The organism is Microcystis aeruginosa FD4 (assembly GCF_009792235.1).
GTDB lineage: Bacteria > Cyanobacteriota > Cyanobacteriia > Cyanobacteriales > Microcystaceae > Microcystis > Microcystis viridis.
The window spans coordinates 1,827,607-1,846,014 of record NZ_CP046973.1; the positions used below are offsets into that span (position 1 = coordinate 1,827,607).

Genomic DNA, 18,408 nt, shown 5'->3' on the forward strand with positions numbered 1-18,408 from the left:
TTAAGTATTTAAGGCTCTCTTGGGGTTATGGTGATCAGCAAATCTTGTCGAAAAAAGGGCGTACGCTATACGCCCCTACCAATCACACCACGCGCGGCGGTAGGGGCGCATAGTGGTCAGTGAGTTGATCGAACTGCTTGCGCCCATAATGTAACATGGTGAACATTTTTCAGCCAATGTCCAAGAGAGCCAATAAAACTAACTGTAACTTAGCTAAATGGATTGAAAAGCAAAATCTCGCAGCCTTCAAAGTCACGAATATTGCGCGTTACTAAAGTCAGTTTATGACTTTTAGCTGTTGCGGCAATTAGCATATCAGCTTGAGAACGAGTATGGATTAGAACGATCTTGGCGAGGAGGAACTTCTATATTATAGTTTTCTTCAGCACAAATTTGTCGCAATTCTGCTAAAGCTTGGGATAGGTTATCAAAATTTGTTTGAGTTTCATGGGCAGCTAATTTACTCTCTAAGAGCAATCTTTCTTCTTCAGAAAGGGATTGGATAATTTGGACGAGAGATTCAATCAATTTGGCATTCATGGTTTTTTCCTCTTTCCCCTCATATTTCTGTTACCCAAAACGAAAAGATAACTGCTGTATTTAAATGGTTACAGTTTATTTTAAATAAATCAAGAGATTTAACCCCGGAATCGTGCGCGAGAGAGTCCAGATAAGGAGAGTGATATAAAAGATGCCGATACCCCATTGATACCAAACTAAAAAAGAAACAATAGCGGGTAATTCTTGATCGCGAACTCGCCAATCATTAAAGCCTAATTTTAGCAAATTATTGAGACTTAAATCATAATAATTTAACCAATTCCAACGCTTTTGCCAAGGAATAGGAGTATAACGATCGCGAAAGAGGGGAAATTCGGGAACCACGGGTAAACGGGTGATTAATAATCGTAATTGTCGCATACTACTATCTTGCAGAAAATAGGAACTATCCATTAAATCGTGATAGCGTCCCCGACGATAAAGTTCGATAACTAAAATTAAGGGTAAGGGGACAAGAATTAGGGCAATAGCTGTTAAAGTTAGCAGGGGACGACTAGCAGATTGAAGGATATTAAACACACCTGAAAGGGTTAGAATAATATAGCTAGTTACCATACAAAGGATTTCATAACCATTAGGAATTACTGGTTTAGGAGTGAGACGACGCACGCGATCAATTAACCAAAATAAACAGCCAAAATAGGCAAAAATTATGATTCCTGTGCCGAAAACTAAACTAAAATTTGTACCATCTTGACTTAAGAGTAATAGTAAAGTAAGGAAAGAAGTATGCAGAAAATCAGCTACCCAAGTGAGATTAATTAGGCGAATAAATGAGATATTATTTAGCTTTTGTTTTAACTGTTGTAATCGCAATTTTTCGGTTTTGTATTCAATTTGGTTAGCATCGGCAATTTGTTCTAGGGAGCGAAAATTACGAACTAAATTTCTTAAAACTGTTTCATTTCCTGCTAGGGTTGGTAAATAAATTGCTTGACCAATTACCCCCCTATCTCCCAGTATTTTCGCTTTATCGGAATCAAAAGCTAATCCTGATACACTTAAATAACTATTTTTAGTAAAAGTGGAATTACTAAAATCTACCTGATCTAAAAGTTTCACATCTTGAAAACTAACCACACCATTAAAATAACTAGACCGGAAAGCACCCGATTTTTCAAAAGTGGCATTTCTAAAGGTTAATAAACTTAAAAATCTACTCTTAGAAAATAGCGGACGATCTCGCCATTGACTTTGGGAAAAATTGGCTTCTTTTTCCCAGAAAGTACGGGTAAAATCGGCGGTTTTATCGTATTTGGTTTGATCAAAATAAGCTTCGGCAGTAAAATGACTGCCATGGAAGTTAGTAATACTTTTAAAATGGGCCGTGCGAAAGATGGCTTTATTTAAAAATTGACTTTGACTAAAATTTACATCTCCCATAAAAGTGGCTTTGCTAAATTTCGCTACCCTCGCAAAACGGGATTCTAACCAATTACTTTCACGACTAAATTTTGCTGCCATTGCTTCGACAATTTGCAGAAAAAAAGTCTTAGAAAAGTCCACTTCTCCCATAAATACGGTTCCCTGCAACTTCACCGGTCCGCGAAATACTGTGACATTAAAAACTGGTTCGTCGCTATCGAATAAAAAATTTTCGTCCTGTTGTAATAACTGTTCTTCCGTGGGTGATAATAAGGTAGCGAGAGCTACTTTTGTTAAAGGAGTCGGTAAACCCAGACGGGAAGCGATAAAATTGCCTTGAATTAAGGAATTACTAAAATCTAAACCTAGGGGTTGTTTAGCGCGATTAATTTGACCTTGAATCTGTTGATAAAATTGTTCTTGCAGTTCTTTATTTTCATCGCGGATATCGATAACTAAATTGGCTAAATCGATAGTAGTCATCCCTTCTTTAAGGACGGGTGCGCTTAAACGTTCCTGCAATAAAGTTACTGTTAAGGGAACCCTATCCACTACTGCCAAACTAGGGAGAGAATGTACACAGAAAAACAGAAAAACAATAATTAGTAACCAGCAGCCTTTCAACAACGCACCCACGACAGTTATTTTCCTAAACAAGCTTGGATAGCTATTTCTAAGTCCTCTTGGTTTAAATCGGTGATAACAAAGACTTCCTGCACACTTTTTCCTGTCCTCGCAATCAGCTTAAAACCACCACGAATTGGCACTGAGATACGCAATTGTAACCGCGGACAATGACCTTTTGAGCGAGAAAGTACCCCCGGGGTGACAGTGGTGATTCCTTGATAGGTAATTAACTTTTCTAATACCGCAATCAACCCCGGAATATGAGTAGAATGATTCCAAACTAAGCGACCATTATTCATAATTATGCGGCCTCTAGGGGAGCCATGGTTAATCCTTCCCGTCGTAATTGTTGGTGATAAAGTTCCGCTTGTTCTTGGGGACCTGTCCAGACAATTGCTTGTCCTTGGTAGTGAACTTGATTAGTTAATTCCCAAGCTCGATCGGTAGTCATATCCGGGATATATTTAATTAAACAATTGGCCACATGATCGAAGGTGTTAAAGTCATCGTTGAGAACAATAACTTTATAGTTGGGATAAGTCTTTTTGATAACTTGGGTGGACTTATCTAAGGTGGTACTAGGTGCGCTGGCCATAAAAGTTACAATAGGTCAAGGTTTTTGCGGTTAAATTCGAGCATTTTGACAACAATTAAGCGGCAAAAGCCACAGAATTATTATTCAAAACCCGGTGATAGTAATTTAATAACTGTTTGGTGGCCGCTTGCCATGCCCATTTTTCGGCTTCTAGACGCGCATTTCGTCGTAATTCCTCTCTTTCCGCCTTGGCGGTTAGTAATCTTTGGGTGGCACTAATTAAACCTTTTTCATCCCTAGGATCGAAGAGATGACCATTAACTCCATCGGTGACAATATCAGGAATTCCCCCTGAATTTGCCGCCACTACCGGACAACCGGCAGCCATGGATTCTAAGAGTACCAAACCGAGGGTTTCTGTGCGTGAGGGAAAAAGAAAAGCATCTGCGGAAGCAAAAGCGGAGGCTAATTCTAACCCCTGTAAATAACCGACAAAATGGGTATTTGTCTCAGCAAAATGACTTGTTAAAGCTTCCCGATGGGGACCATCTCCCACAATAGCAAATCTTGCTTCGGGAATCGCTTCTAATACTGGTTTAATGCGATCAATTTCTTTTTCGGCCGAGACCCGACCAACGTATAATAAGAGGGGACTATCGGGGTTATTTTGGGATAATTTCAGTCTCATAGCTGGGGATTTTAAATGAGGTTGAAATAATTCCGTATCGACTCCCCTTTGCCAAAGCTCTACCTTTTCAATGCCACGACTAGATAATTCTTGCACCATAGCAGTGGAAGTGCAGAGATTTAAACTTGCTTGATTGTGGGCCAGTTTTAATAATTCCCAGAGTAATCCTTCTAGGGAACCTAACCCGTAGTGTTGTAGGTATTGGGGGAGATGGGTATGATAGGAAGCGACGAGGGGAATGTTCATAGTTTTGGCAAAATAAATGCCTCCCAATCCTAAAACAGCCGGGTTAACCACATGAATAATATCGGGTTTGAACCTCTCTAAAGCTTGACCGACTGAAGGCCGGGGGAAAGCCATTTTTAATTCCGGATATAGGGGTAAGGGAATCCCTGTAACTCCATGAATTTTAGCACCTTTGTACTCTTTTAAACCGCCATCGGGAGAGAAAACTAATACCTGATGACCTAATCTTTGTAGGTGTTCAACGGTATGTTTAAGACGGGTGACAATTCCATCGATTTTCGGTAAGAAAGTTTCTGTAAAAAGAGCAATTCGCATAGAGAAAACAAGATTAAGTAATAATTAAGGGCAAGCTTTTTGAGATAGCTAGGAATAATTACTGAATTCCTCAAGGCAATTAACTCCCCAATTAATCATAGATCAGAAAGGCCAAAGGTTTTAATCACTCGATCGCTACCTTCGATAACCACCGTTGCTCGATAATTATCGCCGATTGCTGCGGTCCATAATTGCCATTCCCCCGCCACATTGTCTAATTTTAAGGGATTGAGGCCCACTTCCACTCGATCGAGTCCCCCGCTAATTCCCGTTCCCAGTGCCTTCAAATAAGCCTCTTTTGCCGTCCATAACTGAAAAAATAACTTTTCCTTCTCGGCGGACTTTTCAACAAGCTCATGTTCCCTAGCACAAAAAAACCTTTTTGTCAAGCTATCTAAATCTTTCATCTGGCGCATTTTCTCTAAATCTACCCCAATGCGAGCGGTTAAAGTCAAGCCACAGATTGCCATCTCCTCGGAATGGGAGAGATTAAACTGCAATTGGTAGTTAATACTCGGTTTTCCCCGTTCACTGTAGATAAACTCGATTTTTTCGGGACTTATCGCCAAATATGACCCTAAAATCTCCCGTAAACATCCCCTAGCCACCAAAAAACGCCGCTTGTGTTCGGGAAAATGGTAACGATTAGCTCTAATTATTTCATCTTCAGAGAGCAAAGAAGCCAGTTTTTCTCGTCTATCCCCAGACGGATCGAGACTGATAAAATAGAGATGAACCTCATCGGTAGATATAAACATTAAACTCAGAAGCGATCAAATAATTAATTATCGGTAAATTTTACCGTAAAATGAGAATTGCCGACTCAAGAATTTATCCACCTTCTAACTCTTGACTTTGCAGCACACCTATGAACTTTTTTCATACTGAAGACCACCTCCAACAGTTCGGTACAGATATTTTAGCAACAACTTGGCGAGAATTTCCCCAATTAGCTCAAGAACAAATTGCCCTAACTTGGATAGTATATGATCCTCCTGTTATCGTCAACACGGGGGGAGCAATTTCTCACGAAGAATTCTGGAAATATTCCCCCCGCGGATTTAGCTATCGCGGACAAGAAAGAACCTATCCCGCTAGTTTAGTGAAATTATTTTATCTAGTAGCAATTCATGAGTGGTTAGAGGGTGGAATGATTCCCGAAAGCAGCGAATTAAATCGCGCCATTCGTGACATGATTGTTGACTCTAGTAATGATGCTACCAGTTTAGTTGTAGATCTGGTCACGGGAACCACTAGCGGTCCAGAAATTGCTGCCGGTCCTTTTGAAACTTGGAAGCAACAACGCAACATAGTTAATCGTTATTTTCAATCCCTAAGTTGGCCAGAATTAGCGACAATTAACGTTAATCAAAAAACTTGGTCTGATGGTTCCTATGGACGTGAACGCGCTTTTTTAGGGGAGTTAATGGAGAATCGCAATATGTTAACTAGCAATGCAGTGGCGCGTTTAATTCATACTATTATCGGGGGAATTGCGGTTTCTTCCCAACGTTCCCAGATGATGATGTCTTTACTAAAACGCAGTCTTAATCCTGCTGATTGGACAAGTCAAGGAGATGATACACAAATCTTAGGATTTTTGGGACAAGGATTACCAGAAAATAGTCAAATTTGGTCAAAAGCTGGTTGGACAAGTCAAGTACGTCACGATGCAGCCTATATTGAAATTCCCCATCATACTCCCTATCTTTTGGTGGTATTTACCGAGGGAAAAGATAACAGTCAAAATCGCTCAATTTTACCTTTTATTTCCCAGAAAGTAGCCGAGAAAATTATGCAGTTCAATTAATTGAAGCTGTCAGTAGGATGGTTTTCTCTCCCGGGTGCATCTCAATTTTGTAGAAGTATCTATATTGCATTTGGAACCATGCGATATTACATTTGGGCGCAGGCAATATTACATTTGGGCGCACGCGATGCGCCCCTACCATTGGCGCGATAATATTATTGTAGGGGCGAATTGCATTCGCCCTCTTTTAATAACTTCTGCTGCTCACCATAAGTGAGAGATGGGGTTTGTTCTTGCAGCTGAAATACTCGATTAAGTAAGGATTTAGTCTGTGCTTCACCTTGACGAGAAGGGCTATGACCATTTAAACTAACAATAAGTTGTTCTTAAGTATTTCCTCAAATGTGTGACTTTCAATCCTAGCCATTGTCATAACGAAAGGGAAGTGGAGAGTAAATTAATCGTCCAGTATTTACTCCCAAAACTAGGCTACAATGCCGAACATTGGTATCAACAAGTTAGCTTCGGTAAAGTACGCTTAGATTTCCTTGTTTCCGCTCAAAAACCTATCAATAAAAGGCAGTTTTTTCCCTCTCACTGTCTAATTATCGAGGCTAAAAATCCCAGAGAAAAGCTCATCAATCATCGTCACCGCTTAGGTTATTATCTCAACTACTTTAAAGTGCAGTGGGGATTATTAACCAACGGCTATGAGATTCAACTTTATCGAAGAAAACCCGATAGAATTTATCCAGTTTTTAGATGTTCTGGGTTAGAAATTGCCTCTCACTTAGAACAGTTAAAATCTCTGATTGGCTACGAAACCTTATCCCTAGGTATTCCACCGCTAAATTCTCCAACAATCAACCACAGAAACCCTATGAAAACCATCGCAATTTATCATCATAAAGGTGGTGTTGGTAAAACCACCGTCGCTACCAATCTAGCGGCAGCTTTGAGTAAAAAAGGCAAGCGAGTATTATTAATTGATATTGATGCTCAAGCTAATAGTACCTTTGCCGTTGGTTTAATTAAGTTTCAATTCGATGATGACGATGATTTAAAAGATAAAAATGTCTTTCATTTACTAAATGATGGAGACATAACTTTTGTGCCAAGTGTTGTCAGAAAATCTCAGGGATTTAACCATCCAGAAATCGATGTAATTCCCGCTCATATTAGCTTAATTGAAAAACAAACTACCCTAACCAGATACGGAACCTCTAACACAAGATTATCGAAAAAATTAGATAAAGTTAGAGATGATTATGACTTTGTTATTATTGACACACCGCCATCCTTAGATTTTTATGCTCAAGCTGGTTTGATTGCCTCTGACTATCTGATAATTCCTTCCGATCTTAAACCATTTTCTAATCAAGGTTTAAATAGTGTAAAAAATTTTATCAAGGAAGCAATTAACGAAAGTCGTGAAAATTTAGGTAAAGAACCCCTAAAAATTTTGGGTGTTTTACCTTCCAAAATTTCTACCCACGCTCAATACTTAAAACACACATTTCCCCAACACAAACAAGTGATTCCAGACAAATATGGTTTACCTTTGATGGACTCGACTATCTCGGAAAGAATGCCTTTATCTCGCTGTATAAATCAATACGTTACCGTGGGAAGTTTACAAATTCCTGCCCCCCAATCTATAATCGATTATGCCGCAAATCAAGCTGATGCGGGAGTATCGGCGGCAGAATTTCAAGCCTTAGCACTGGAAGTTTTAGCTAAAATAGGAGTTAAGTAAATGTGGGATTTTTTACTAATTGATTTACAGGACGTGGTAGCTACTAAAGAGCGTTCTTATTTTCCAGAAACAGATTTACAAAACTTAGCTAATCTTATTGTAGCAATGAAGGGCTTAATGCGTCCTGTCATTCTCAAAAAAATTGGCTTTGAACGCTTCCAGATTATTGAGGGAAATTTAGAGTATTATGCCTGTTTAATTGCTAAAGAAAAAGAACGCAGCCTAGAAACTATTAACGCTTTTGTGGTTGATAAAGAAGCGGAGAATATCGCTTTACAGCAAATGCAGTTATTATCTCCAGATAAAATAATAGATAATCCTCTAGAATTGAGGATGAGTAATCTTGAAAAACGATTAGAAACCCAGTTACAAGCAATCCGAGAGGAGTACCAAAAAGAAATCAAAAGACTGGAAGAAAAAATTATTGTTCCTCCTCCTCCTCCTCATCCTAAGCCAATTTTAGAGCTTTTGAATACCTGTGATGCTAATCAACTTAAAAAAGCGGGAATTCCACCTGCATCTGTTAATGACTTTCTGAAAAAACGTTCAGAAAAGCCCTTTGATTCTGTGGAAGATATACAGCGAGGAGTGACAGGAATTGGGCAAGTAAGGTTGGCTAAACTTATCGATTATTTGCTGACTTACAATTAATTTTTGTGGGTGTGTTGAGCTAGTTTAACACACCCAACCGATCGATGTTATAATAATGGAAGATCAGTAAAAAAGCCTGATCCGATAGCGGGCAAAGATTAACAAGAAGACGAGTGAAAAGAGAGAACTTATGATAACTACCCCAGTAATAGCTGCTTCTTTAATAATTCCTCCCCTAGAAAACGGCGATAAATTAACTCGATGGGAATTTGAACGACGTTATCAAGGGATGCCCCATCTCAAAAAAGCGGAATTAATTGAAGGAATTGTTTATATGGCATCTCCCCTCAGATTTGAAAGTCACGCCGAGCCTCATGCTAATATGATCGGATGGTTAGCTCTCTATAAAGCGGCGACTCCTGGTGTTAGATTGGGTGATAATGCCACCGTGAGATTAGATATTGATAACGAACCCCAACCGGATGCCCTATTAAGAATTGAAAAGGGAGGACAATCGACAATTAGTCAAGATGATTATGTAGAAGGCGCGCCGGAATTAATTGTCGAAATTGCCGCTTCTAGTGCTTCCTACGATGTGCATCAAAAATTAAATGTCTATCGTCGCAATCAAGTCCAAGAATACCTAGTCTGGCGGTTTTATGAACAAGAAATTGATTGGTTTCGGCTACAGGCAGGAGAATATATTAAACTAGAACCCGATAGTGATGGCATAATACGCTCCCAAATCTTCCCCGGTTTATGGCTAGATAAAAACGCTTTATTAATGGGCGACTTAGGAAAAGTTTTAGTGATTTTACAGCGAGGGTTAGAAACAGCAGAACATCGAGATTTTGTCAATAAACTAACTGCCAATCACAGCTAGATTGTAAAATTAGATAATTATTCTTTATCCACTGTCCTATAATTACAGAAAGAGTATTTCTGGCTTGCCGTTTTACCCCCAATAATCTCGCTCCTGATAATCTTCTCATCACCTTACTTTATGTCAAATCTAATCCTTTTCTGGCATCGTCGCGATTTACGTCTCTCGGACAATATTGGACTTAGTAAAGCTAGGGAACGTAGTCCGAAAATTATCGGGGTTTTCTGCCTCGATCCTGCTATTTTAGAAGGAGATGATATCGCCCCTGCTAGAGTTGCCTATCTCCTCGGTTGTCTAGAGGAATTAGCCAAAAATTATCGCCAAAAAGGTAGTCAATTACTGATTATTCGCGGCAACCCCAGTCAAACACTCGTCAACTTAGCCAGCAATTTATCTGCAAAAGCAGTTTTTTTTAACCTCGATATCGAACCCTATGCGCGTCAACGGGATCAACAGGTAATCGCTGCTTTACAAACAAAAGGAATTGAGGTAGAAACCTTCTGGGATCAACTTCTCCACGCTCCAGGGCAAGTCCTCACCCTCTCAAAAAGCCCCTACACCGTATATACTCCTTTTTGGAAAAATTGGAGCCAATTAGCCAAAGCCAGCCCCAAAACCCTAGAAAACCTGCAAGGATTAGACGAAAATGAGGGGGAGAAACTCACAGAAACTATTAACTTACCAACCCTAGAAAATTTAGGTTTTACTTGGCAAAATCCCTTACCCCTCACCCCCGGAGAAAAGGCCGCCAATAGCAGATTAGAAGAATTTTGTCAAGGGGTTATTAACAATTATCAAGAAGATCGTAACTTCCCCTCTGTCGATGGCACCTCGCGCTTGAGTGCCGCTTTAAAATTTGGGGCGATTGGCATTCGCACAATTTGGACGGCAACCCTAGAGTTATTAGAAAATTGCCGCGCCCAGGAAGCAAAAGATGGTATTATCACTTGGCAGCAAGAGTTAGCCTGGCGGGAATTTTACCAGCATTGTCTCTATTTTTTCCCAGAATTGGCGGTCGGTGCTTATAGAACAGAATTTCGTCATTTTCCTTGGCAGGATAACGAAGAACATTTTCAAGCTTGGTGTGAGGGAAAAACCGGCTATCCCATCGTTGACGCGGCGATGCGACAATTAAATGAAACAGGATGGATGCACAATCGTTGTCGCATGATCGTGGCGAGTTTTTTAACCAAAGACTTAATTATTAACTGGCAAAAAGGCGAAAAATACTTCATGCAGAAACTTTTTGATGGCGATTTAGCCGCTAATAATGGTGGTTGGCAGTGGAGTGCCTCTAGTGGCATGGATCCGAAACCTTTAAGAATTTTTAATCCCGCTAGTCAGACACAAAAATTCGATCCAGAAGGGGAATATATTCGTCAATGGTTGCCGGAATTAGCTTCCGTAGATACGGAATATTTAGTAACCGGGAAAATCCCCCATTTAGAAAGACATCGTTGTGGTTATCCTGAGCCAATTGTCGATCATAATCAACAACAAAAAGAATTCAAACGACTCTATAGTAATCAGAAGCTAAAACGGTAAAAATAGCTACTTTTGACCGGCTTTAATCTGGTTCCAAACATCCTCTAAACTTAGATATAACACAGGCACAACAATTAAACTCAACAGGGAAGAAGTGACTAAACCTCCCACAATTACCATCGCCATGGGTTGCCGCAATTCCGCACCAGTACCCAATCCCAAAGCGATCGGAATCATGCCTAAAATTGTCGAACAAGTGGTCATTAAAATCGGTCTTAACCTAATCATTCCCGTCTCTAAAACCGCTTGCTCCCGACTCCAACCCTGTTGACGCAATTGGTTAGTATAATCCAGCAATAACACAGCGTTTTTATCAAGTAATCCCAAGAGGAAGATAAACCCGATCAGAGAAATCATACTAAACTCACTACCCGTTACCAATAACCCCAACATTGCCCCCACAATCGCTAAAGGTAAACATAAAGCGATGACGATAGTTTCTAACAGTCTTCTGAATAATAACCATAAAACTCCTAACATTAAAATTGTCGCTAGGATTAAAGTGCGACCAAAACTGCCCAAAACATCGCTACTTTGAGAAGAAGTACCCCAACGCTGTAAAGTTATCCCTTCCGGTAAAGGAATCCCTTCAATTTTAATGGCCGCATCTTCTAATCCTAAATCCGGACTAAGATTAGCACTGAGAAAAATCGCCTGTTGACCATTTAAACGCTCGATCGCCAAAAAATCCCCCCGCTCATTTAATCTAGATGATAGGGAAATATCCTTTAAACCGGCGATTTTAGCGGCCTCAACCCGCAATTTCTCGGCACTATCGCGCAACAGCTGCAAATCATCGCTTTTAATCGCAATTTGGATCGGCTTTTCCGCTTCCGTCTGCACAAAAGGAATGTCCTCGATACTGACATTCACCCCTCTAATTGTCGGTAAAATTTGCCGAATCCGTTGCTGCACGGCACTGGTGTGAGATTGCCGATCGCTCTTCAGTTTAATGTGAATTTTGCCACGATTCGGCTCTCCCCGTAAACCGGCGATCATAAAAGTCGATTCCACTTCCCCATCCCCCAAAATCGGCGCTTCTAATTTGCTGCCATCGCGGATAGTGCGACGCAGGAGAAAACTTTCGGGAGAACTCGCTAACTGGGAAATCCAAGCGAAACTATCGCTAGAACTCTTAGCCGTCGGTTTATTAGGACTAATTTGCGTTATTTTCGGCAAAGGAGAAGTATAAACCAGATTAAACTCGCCGCGATCGAGTCGGGGAATAAATCCCCTAGAAATGAAAGGAATCAGGGCAATACCCGCCAAAAAGGTAATTAGGGCGATAGCAATGACCAGCAAACGATGACGCAATGACCAGTTTAAGAGCCGTCGATAGGCATTCTCAACCGGTCGCTTTTGTTTCGTCATTTTTGCCTGTGACTGCGGTTTCAGCCAATATACTGCCAAAACGGGCGATAAAGTTCTGGCGATCAACAGAGAAAAAATCACCGCAGCCGAGACAGTTAAACCGAAGGGTTGGAAAAACTGTCCCACCGCACCCCCCATAAAAGCGACGGGTATAAACACGGCAACAATGGTTAAAGTGGAAGCAGTGACAGCTAATCCGATCTCCCTTGTCCCCTTGAGTGCCGCATTTTTCGGGGTTTCCCCCGCGTCGATTAAACGGGAAATATTCTCCACATCAACGATCGCATCATCCACGACAATGCCAATCACCAAAGCGAGGGCCAGCAGCGTCAGGGTTTCCAGATTAAACCCATAGATTGCCATGATAATGAAAGTCCCCAAAAGAGATAGGGGGATAACCAGAGCAGAAATGATTGTAGCGGCGAAACTGCCTAAAAATATCAATATCACCAGCACCGACAGCAAAACTGCCAAGAGTAAATCATCGATCGTGCCTTGTAGGGCAGCGCGAATATATTCCGCTTGGGTTTCAGCTAAAATTATCTTGACATCGGGCAGTTTTTGTGCTATGTCTTTAACCCGTTTTTCTGCTTGGGCGGCCAGATCGAGACTATTGGCGGCACCTTTTTTGATTACCTGCACTGCGATTGCCTCTTGGCCATTAAAGCGCACCAGCGTGGGCAATGGTCGGGTTAAGCTTTTATGGGGATTATCTTCCCTAACTGTACCTTGACCGAGTAAATTAACTTTAGCCGTACCTGGGAGAGCTTTTAAGGGCGGAATTAAATAATCTTGGGCGATTTGGCTTAATTCTTCTAGAGTTTTCTGCTCACTCACCAGCGCATAGGTGACTGTTGCCGACTCATTTAAATCAACGGGGATAACTTCTGTGGTAGCTTGAGGTGGTAAAGGGACTTGCGAGATAGCCTGTTTAACTGCTGCGGTGGCCTTGTCTAAATTTGTGCCAATTTTAAAGAAAATGCTGATTACTGACTGTCCGGAGGAAGTAGTCGAGGAAACATCACGACGACCGGGGAGAGAGAAAAGAGGATTTTCTAGGGGTTTAGTTAATTGCTGTTCCGTGGTGATAGCAGTAGCTAAATCCGCTTGGGCGTTAATTATTACGACTGGAAAGCTGATATCAGGGAAAAGAGCGTATTTTAGGGAACTAAAAGCCAAAATTCCCGCCATGGCCACCGCTAACCAGAAAGCAATGGTTAACCTCGGGGCATTAATCGCTATTCGAGAGATATTCAGACGTTCTCGCCATGATTCTTTCATCTTTGTTGAATAAGTGGGGTGTGGGGTGTGGGGTGTGGGGAGTTTTCTCAGTGAACTGATAACTGATAACTGATAACTGATAACTGACTCCTAACCCCATGGTAGATGTGGGATTTTTGCAGGAGTTCTATTTTCCGACAAAGATAAGTAAAAATTATTTATTTACTGCAAAAACTTGAGAATATTTAAATTAACATTTCGCAATATTTATAAATTCTTAAAAATTAATTGAGAAAGATTTTTATTTAACAACGATGTTGCAATGGTTACAGCGATTTGATAGAATTTCATAGTCGGTTATTCTGTGCTTTTTTGGACAGTAATGGTTGAAACCCTTGCCACACCTAGAAGGTGATCCTAATTAAGACGGGTAAATCAGTCATTTTCACCCACAACGATGATCTTTTTTTTGTGTAGTTTTATTGCAAAAAAAAAGTTTTTTTGACAAAAAGCAGAAAGTATGATATTGGAGAAGGTAGCGGGGAGAAGGGAATTATGAATTATGAATTATGAATTGGGGAGAGTGATTGCCTTTATTTAGAAAACGGGTTTCTTGAAGAAACCCGTTTTCTTGCAATATTAATTTCTGTTACAGGGGTCTTGAAAAATTGGCGATTCTTTGCATAAAATAGCCGCAGTCATCCTTTCCAGTCAATGTCATGACTTCTCCCCTGTTGCCGATTCTTCCTGCTGTTGACGATGTTTTGTTCAATTTTGCTGAATCTGATGGCTTGAGTCAAGTTAATCAGGTGAATAGTGCGAGAAATCAGGGTTTAACCGCACCGGAATTAAATACTGTGGTTTTCCTCGATGCTGGTGTTACCGATTATCAAAGTCTCCAAGCTGGGGTAATCCTCGGAATCGCCACCGTTATTCTCTCCCCCAATCAAGACGGAATCGAACAAATCACTGCTTTTTTACAACAAAATCCCCAGATTACCACCATTCACCTCGTTTCTCATGGTGCGCCAGGATGCTTATATTTAGGGAATTGTCAACTCAATTTAACAAATATTTACGATTACCGCCAACAGTTACAGAGTTGGGCAAAAGACATCTCCAAAAATTTATAAGTCAGTCACAGCAAGGAAGAGAGGCAGATTAGACCAAGAGTCAAAATTAGCTCTCAAAACCGATTAATCAGGGCCAAAAGAGACAAAATCCAATTTTGACGGAAAACTATGGCTAATTATAACGTCAATTACTTCCCCTGATTGCTCCCATTCTATTACTTCTAAAATTAGCGCATCTCAACCTTACTCAGCCGCCAACGGTAAGTAAAACCGATTTATATCGACTTTTCTTTAATCTAAATCTTTCTTGAACCACTTTAAATACTTTGACAAATCGAATTAAATGCTCAACAAAAATTCGCCGAGATGATAAAACTTTATTTTCTTTAATTTGATTCTCGGTTAATTCTCCATTCTTGTTTTTTTTCTCAGGAGTTCTGCTTTGATTTTCTCCCAGGTAAGCTTTATCCCCAATAAAAGTTTGTTGAGAATCGAATTTGCTTAAAGTTTGCCGACAGATTTTTATGTCGCTCGTCGGACCAGGTTGACCAATAACTACATCAACAATATCTTCAGCTTTTGGCCAGACAATAAATTGACTTTTAAAAGTATGTCTTCTTGGCTTTCCCGAATAATATATTTTTTGTTCTTGATAATCGGTCGGTCTCTCCACGGGCTGTTCTGCGCTATCAACAATCAACTCATAATCCCTTAATTGTTCAATTATTATTTCCTCTTCTTGGCACTTCTTTATTTGTTCTAACAAACTTGGCGGTAACTCGCCTTCAAAAAGTTTTTGCCAATAGGTAAAGATATTATGAGCCGTTGATTCACTCACTTGAAATATTAGTCCTCAGAGTTGAAAGCTTAGATGATGTCTTAAATAAACCAACATTAGAACAATTTGTTCCCATAGCTGATAATTTAGGAGGTGTTCCGCTTCCTGGTTGATTAATCCTAATTTTGGTTTTTTCGATTTCTGATTGGTTTTTCCGATGTATAAGTTTTCCAAGTGCCCTCAGTTGTTCTAGTTGTTGGTAGTCAATTCCTAATCGTCTTTTAGTTTGTTTTGGATATTTTTGAATGGATTCCCAAGTGTAGTTTTTCATGGCTTTTTTTGAGTCACTATTTGTTTTATTATATCCTATTATTGTGATTTAATTAAATTAGGTCGAGGTCTAAAGATTAATCATATTCTACTGTACGGTTGTCAGGTCGCTGCGGGAGATGCGGGGACAGAGTTTATTAATAAATTGTCGCAAATTACTGGAGCGAAAATAGCGGCTTCCAGCAGACGGGTAGGAAATGCAGCCTTGGCAGGAAGTTAGGAATTAGAGGTGAGTTTCCCTGCGACAAAGGGAGAGAATAAAACCTTTGTCGAAACATTAGCTAAGATGTAGATGTAGGTTGCTCTAATGGGAAGTTTTGTGACGACAAGTAGCATTGATGATATTTATTGGGAATAATGAATCTAGAGGATTGCCTAACTTTCCAACTGGTAGCGACTTGCCATGAACCAAACAACCGCCAACTATGATGAACCCTAGAAAGAAGCATTAACCGAGTATTTTGAGGCATTTTTACATTTCTTCTTTCCCGAAGTTCACCAATTGATTGATTGGACAAAAATTCCCGAATCCCTAGAAAAAGAACTCAAACGGATTACCGCTTCAGCAAAGACAAAAAAACGTTTCGCTGACAAACTCTATAAAGTTTGGTTACTCAGGGGTGAAGAAGTCTGGATTTTGATTCATATTGAAATTCAAAGTCAATACGAAGAAAATTTCCCTCAGAGGATGTATATTTATAACTATCGGGCCTTTGATTTGTATCAGAAACCAGTTATCAGTCTCGCTATATTAGGAGATGAACGAGTAAATTTGCGACCAGACTCCTATAATTATACTATCGCCGGCTGTGAATTGACTCTGAAATTCCCAACAGTCAAATTACTGGAATATGAGGAAAAATGGTCAGAACTAGAAGCAAGTAGTAATCCCTTTGCTATAATAGTGATGGCACACCTGAAAACAAAAGCGACTACTAGGAACCTGCCAGAACGGGAACAGTGGAAGTGGAGGTTAATCAGGGGATTATATGAAAAGGAGTTCGAGAGGGAACAGATAATTAAACTGTTTGAAATCATCGACAATATGATGACTTTATCCTCTGAATTACAGTCAAGTTTAGAAAGTAAAATTAAACAATTTGAGGAGGAAAGAACCATGCCTTTATTAAGTAATATGGAGTTACGAGGAATAGAACGTGGTAAGGAAATTGGGGTGCTAGAAAAAAGCCGCGATGCCATAAAAACAGTTTTAACTGTGCGGTTTGGACAGATTTCTTCAGAAATTGAAGAGATAATCGGCAAAATGACTAACCCTACTATCTTAGAAGAGCTACTAAAATTAGCAGCTACCACTAATTCTCTCGCAGAATTTAAGCAGTCTTTGGCAAAAATCCAATCCTAGAACTTCTTTAGAAAACGGGTTTCTTTGAGAAACCCGTTTTCTTGCAATAAATGTTAATTTTTGTGATAGCACCCTTGAAAAATTGGGAATTGTTGGGCTAAAACTGTTAGCAATAAACCTTTCCAGTCAATGTCATGACTTCTCCCCTTTTGCCGAGCCTTCCTGCTGTTGACGATGTTTTGTTCGATTTAGCTCAATCTGATGGATTTTGGGCGAATTTGGCAATAGCTGTAGGTTAAGGGGGTGAGGTCATAACAATCCGTTGCCAAAACCGACTTTTCAGAATACAATGGAGAAGAGTAGTCATTCATCGCTCAGATTAGTTAAGATGACATTACATGACTAATAATATTGACCATGATCGCTTATTTAAGGAGTTAATCTCCACCTTTTTTATCGAATTTATTGAGTTGTTTTTCCCTCAATTGATGGATTATTTAGATAGGGACTCGATTACTTTTTTAGACAAAGAAGTATTTACCGATGTCACGGAAGGAGAAAGACATGAAAGCGATTTAGTCGCACAAGTTAGGTTTCGAGGAAAAGAATCTTTTTTTCTGATTCATGTAGAGGCACAGGAAAGTTCTCGAAAATGGTTTAACCGGCGAATGTTTACTTATTTTGCTCGCTTTCATGAGAAATTTGTCTTACCGATTTATCCGATTGTAATTTTTTCTTATTCAAAGCCAAAAAGAGAAGCGATTAGTCAATATGTAGTCGATTTTCCTGATTTAAAAGTCTTAGAATTTAATTATCAAGTAGTGCAGTTAAATCGATTAAATTGGCGAGATTTTCTCAATCAACCGAATCCGGTTGCTTCAGCTTTGATGGCGAAGATGAACATTGCCGAGAAAGAGCGAGCTAAGGTAAAAGCGGAATGTCTGCGCTTGTTAATTACTTTAAGGTTAGATGCGGCGAGAATGCAATTAATTTCCGGATTTATTGATACATATCTCAATCTAAATCCAGTGGAAGAGAGACAATTTCAAGAAGAGATTAGCACATTTAGTCAACCCGTACAGGAGGGAGTTATGCAAATTACCACCAGTTGGATGCGTCAAGGTATCGAACAAGGTATTGAACAAGGTATTGAACAAGGTATCGAACAAGGTATTGAACAAGGTATCGAACAAGGTATTGAACGGGAAAAGACATTGATTATTCGTCAACTTAAACGCAAGTTAGGGGAGATTAATCCTTCATTGGAAACTAAAATCATGGAGTTAAGTATTGATGATGTCGAAGTATTAGGAGAAGCTTTATTCGATTTCTCCACGGTTGAAGATTTAATCAATTGGTTAAATACTTTAACTGCCTAGTTCTTACGTTAGCGATCGCATCTTCGCAACAAATGAGAAAACGGGTTTCTTTGAGAAACTATTTAGAAAACGGGTTTCTTTGAGAAACTAT

20 protein-coding genes are annotated in these 18,408 nt (G+C 39.8%); 9 read left to right on the forward strand and 11 right to left on the reverse strand.

The annotated features are described in order from the left end of the window. Window positions 1-209: 209 nt before the first annotated feature. The 7 genes from GQR42_RS29920 to GQR42_RS09515 form a co-directional block, all read right to left on the reverse strand. Window positions 210-314, reverse strand: coding sequence for a plasmid stability protein stbB (locus GQR42_RS29920; protein ID WP_334310584.1), 105 nt, complete (start codon window positions 312-314; stop codon window positions 210-212). Between the two features lies 1 nt (window position 315). Continuing rightward, window positions 316-540, reverse strand: a complete 225-nt coding sequence (locus GQR42_RS09490) for a hypothetical protein (RefSeq protein ID WP_158199782.1) — start codon at window positions 538-540, stop codon at window positions 316-318. Between the two features lie 75 nt (window positions 541-615). Then, a complete protein-coding gene (locus tag GQR42_RS09495) occupies window positions 616-2,562 on the reverse strand; it encodes a pentapeptide repeat-containing protein (RefSeq protein WP_158199783.1) in 1,947 nt (648 codons plus the stop codon). Between the two features lie 5 nt (window positions 2,563-2,567). Beyond that, window positions 2,568-2,852 (reverse strand): DUF2103 domain-containing protein, encoded by a 285-nt coding sequence (locus tag GQR42_RS09500; RefSeq protein ID WP_158199784.1) that lies wholly within the window; start codon window positions 2,850-2,852, stop codon window positions 2,568-2,570. A 2-nt stretch (window positions 2,853-2,854) separates the two neighbouring features. Beyond that, window positions 2,855-3,148, reverse strand: a complete 294-nt coding sequence (clpS, locus tag GQR42_RS09505; protein WP_150975477.1) for an ATP-dependent Clp protease adapter ClpS — start codon at window positions 3,146-3,148, stop codon at window positions 2,855-2,857. A 55-nt stretch (window positions 3,149-3,203) separates the two neighbouring features. Next, window positions 3,204-4,337 (reverse strand): glycosyltransferase family 4 protein, encoded by a 1,134-nt coding sequence (locus GQR42_RS09510; protein ID WP_158199785.1) that lies wholly within the window; start codon window positions 4,335-4,337, stop codon window positions 3,204-3,206. Between the two features lie 95 nt (window positions 4,338-4,432). Next, window positions 4,433-5,095, reverse strand: a complete 663-nt coding sequence (locus GQR42_RS09515) for a 4'-phosphopantetheinyl transferase family protein (RefSeq protein ID WP_158199786.1) — start codon at window positions 5,093-5,095, stop codon at window positions 4,433-4,435. A gap of 110 nt (window positions 5,096-5,205) precedes the next feature. Between GQR42_RS09515 and GQR42_RS09520 the strand changes: the two genes are divergently transcribed. From GQR42_RS09520 to GQR42_RS09540, 5 genes are all read left to right on the forward strand, one after another. Continuing rightward, window positions 5,206-6,147: a serine hydrolase gene (locus tag GQR42_RS09520; protein WP_158199787.1), complete on the forward strand. Its 942-nt coding sequence runs from the start codon at window positions 5,206-5,208 to the stop codon at window positions 6,145-6,147. A 346-nt stretch (window positions 6,148-6,493) separates the two neighbouring features. Then, window positions 6,494-7,843: a ParA family protein gene (locus tag GQR42_RS09525; RefSeq protein ID WP_158199788.1), complete on the forward strand. Its 1,350-nt coding sequence runs from the start codon at window positions 6,494-6,496 to the stop codon at window positions 7,841-7,843. After that, window positions 7,844-8,494: a chromosome partitioning protein ParB gene (locus tag GQR42_RS09530; RefSeq protein WP_158199789.1), complete on the forward strand. Its 651-nt coding sequence runs from the start codon at window positions 7,844-7,846 to the stop codon at window positions 8,492-8,494. A 130-nt stretch (window positions 8,495-8,624) separates the two neighbouring features. Next, window positions 8,625-9,317 (forward strand): Uma2 family endonuclease, encoded by a 693-nt coding sequence (locus tag GQR42_RS09535; RefSeq protein ID WP_158199790.1) that lies wholly within the window; start codon window positions 8,625-8,627, stop codon window positions 9,315-9,317. 120 nt (window positions 9,318-9,437) lie between these two features. Beyond that, on the forward strand, window positions 9,438-10,862 hold the full coding sequence (locus GQR42_RS09540) for an FAD-binding domain-containing protein (RefSeq protein WP_158199791.1): 1,425 nt from the start codon (window positions 9,438-9,440) through the stop codon (window positions 10,860-10,862). A 6-nt stretch (window positions 10,863-10,868) separates the two neighbouring features. Here GQR42_RS09540 and GQR42_RS09545 read toward each other — a convergent pair whose 3' ends face one another. Together GQR42_RS09545 and GQR42_RS09550 are read right to left on the reverse strand one after the other, a co-directional pair. Continuing rightward, entirely contained in the window at window positions 10,869-13,514 is a 2,646-nt protein-coding gene (locus GQR42_RS09545) for an efflux RND transporter permease subunit (RefSeq protein ID WP_158199792.1), read from the reverse strand. Continuing rightward, window positions 13,465-13,614, reverse strand: a complete 150-nt coding sequence (locus GQR42_RS09550; RefSeq protein ID WP_158199793.1) for a hypothetical protein — start codon at window positions 13,612-13,614, stop codon at window positions 13,465-13,467. Before GQR42_RS09550 ends, GQR42_RS09545 begins: the two co-directional genes overlap by 50 nt. A gap of 559 nt (window positions 13,615-14,173) precedes the next feature. Here GQR42_RS09550 and GQR42_RS09555 point away from each other — a divergent pair. Beyond that, window positions 14,174-14,587, forward strand: a complete 414-nt coding sequence (locus tag GQR42_RS09555; RefSeq protein ID WP_158199794.1) for a DUF4347 domain-containing protein — start codon at window positions 14,174-14,176, stop codon at window positions 14,585-14,587. A gap of 187 nt (window positions 14,588-14,774) precedes the next feature. On the opposite strand, the gene GQR42_RS27635 is transcribed toward GQR42_RS09555, so the two are convergent. Next, window positions 14,775-15,365, reverse strand: coding sequence for a transposase (locus GQR42_RS27635; RefSeq protein ID WP_233271342.1), 591 nt, complete (start codon window positions 15,363-15,365; stop codon window positions 14,775-14,777). Further along, window positions 15,358-15,636: a hypothetical protein gene (locus GQR42_RS28595; RefSeq protein ID WP_233271343.1), complete on the reverse strand. Its 279-nt coding sequence runs from the start codon at window positions 15,634-15,636 to the stop codon at window positions 15,358-15,360. The genes GQR42_RS27635 and GQR42_RS28595 overlap by 8 nt, the downstream gene beginning before the upstream one ends. Before the next feature lie 51 nt (window positions 15,637-15,687). On the opposite strand from GQR42_RS28595, the gene GQR42_RS29925 reads away from it, so the two are divergent. From GQR42_RS29925 to GQR42_RS09580, 3 genes are all read left to right on the forward strand, one after another. Then, complete coding sequence (locus tag GQR42_RS29925; RefSeq protein WP_371731321.1) at window positions 15,688-15,855, forward strand: DUF4347 domain-containing protein; 168 nt, start codon at window positions 15,688-15,690, stop codon at window positions 15,853-15,855. 285 nt (window positions 15,856-16,140) lie between these two features. Then, window positions 16,141-16,998: a transposase gene (locus tag GQR42_RS09570; protein ID WP_233271399.1), complete on the forward strand. Its 858-nt coding sequence runs from the start codon at window positions 16,141-16,143 to the stop codon at window positions 16,996-16,998. 338 nt (window positions 16,999-17,336) lie between these two features. Next, window positions 17,337-18,317, forward strand: a complete 981-nt coding sequence (locus GQR42_RS09580) for a DUF4351 domain-containing protein (protein ID WP_158199795.1) — start codon at window positions 17,337-17,339, stop codon at window positions 18,315-18,317. Window positions 18,318-18,408: the final 91 nt, after the last annotated feature.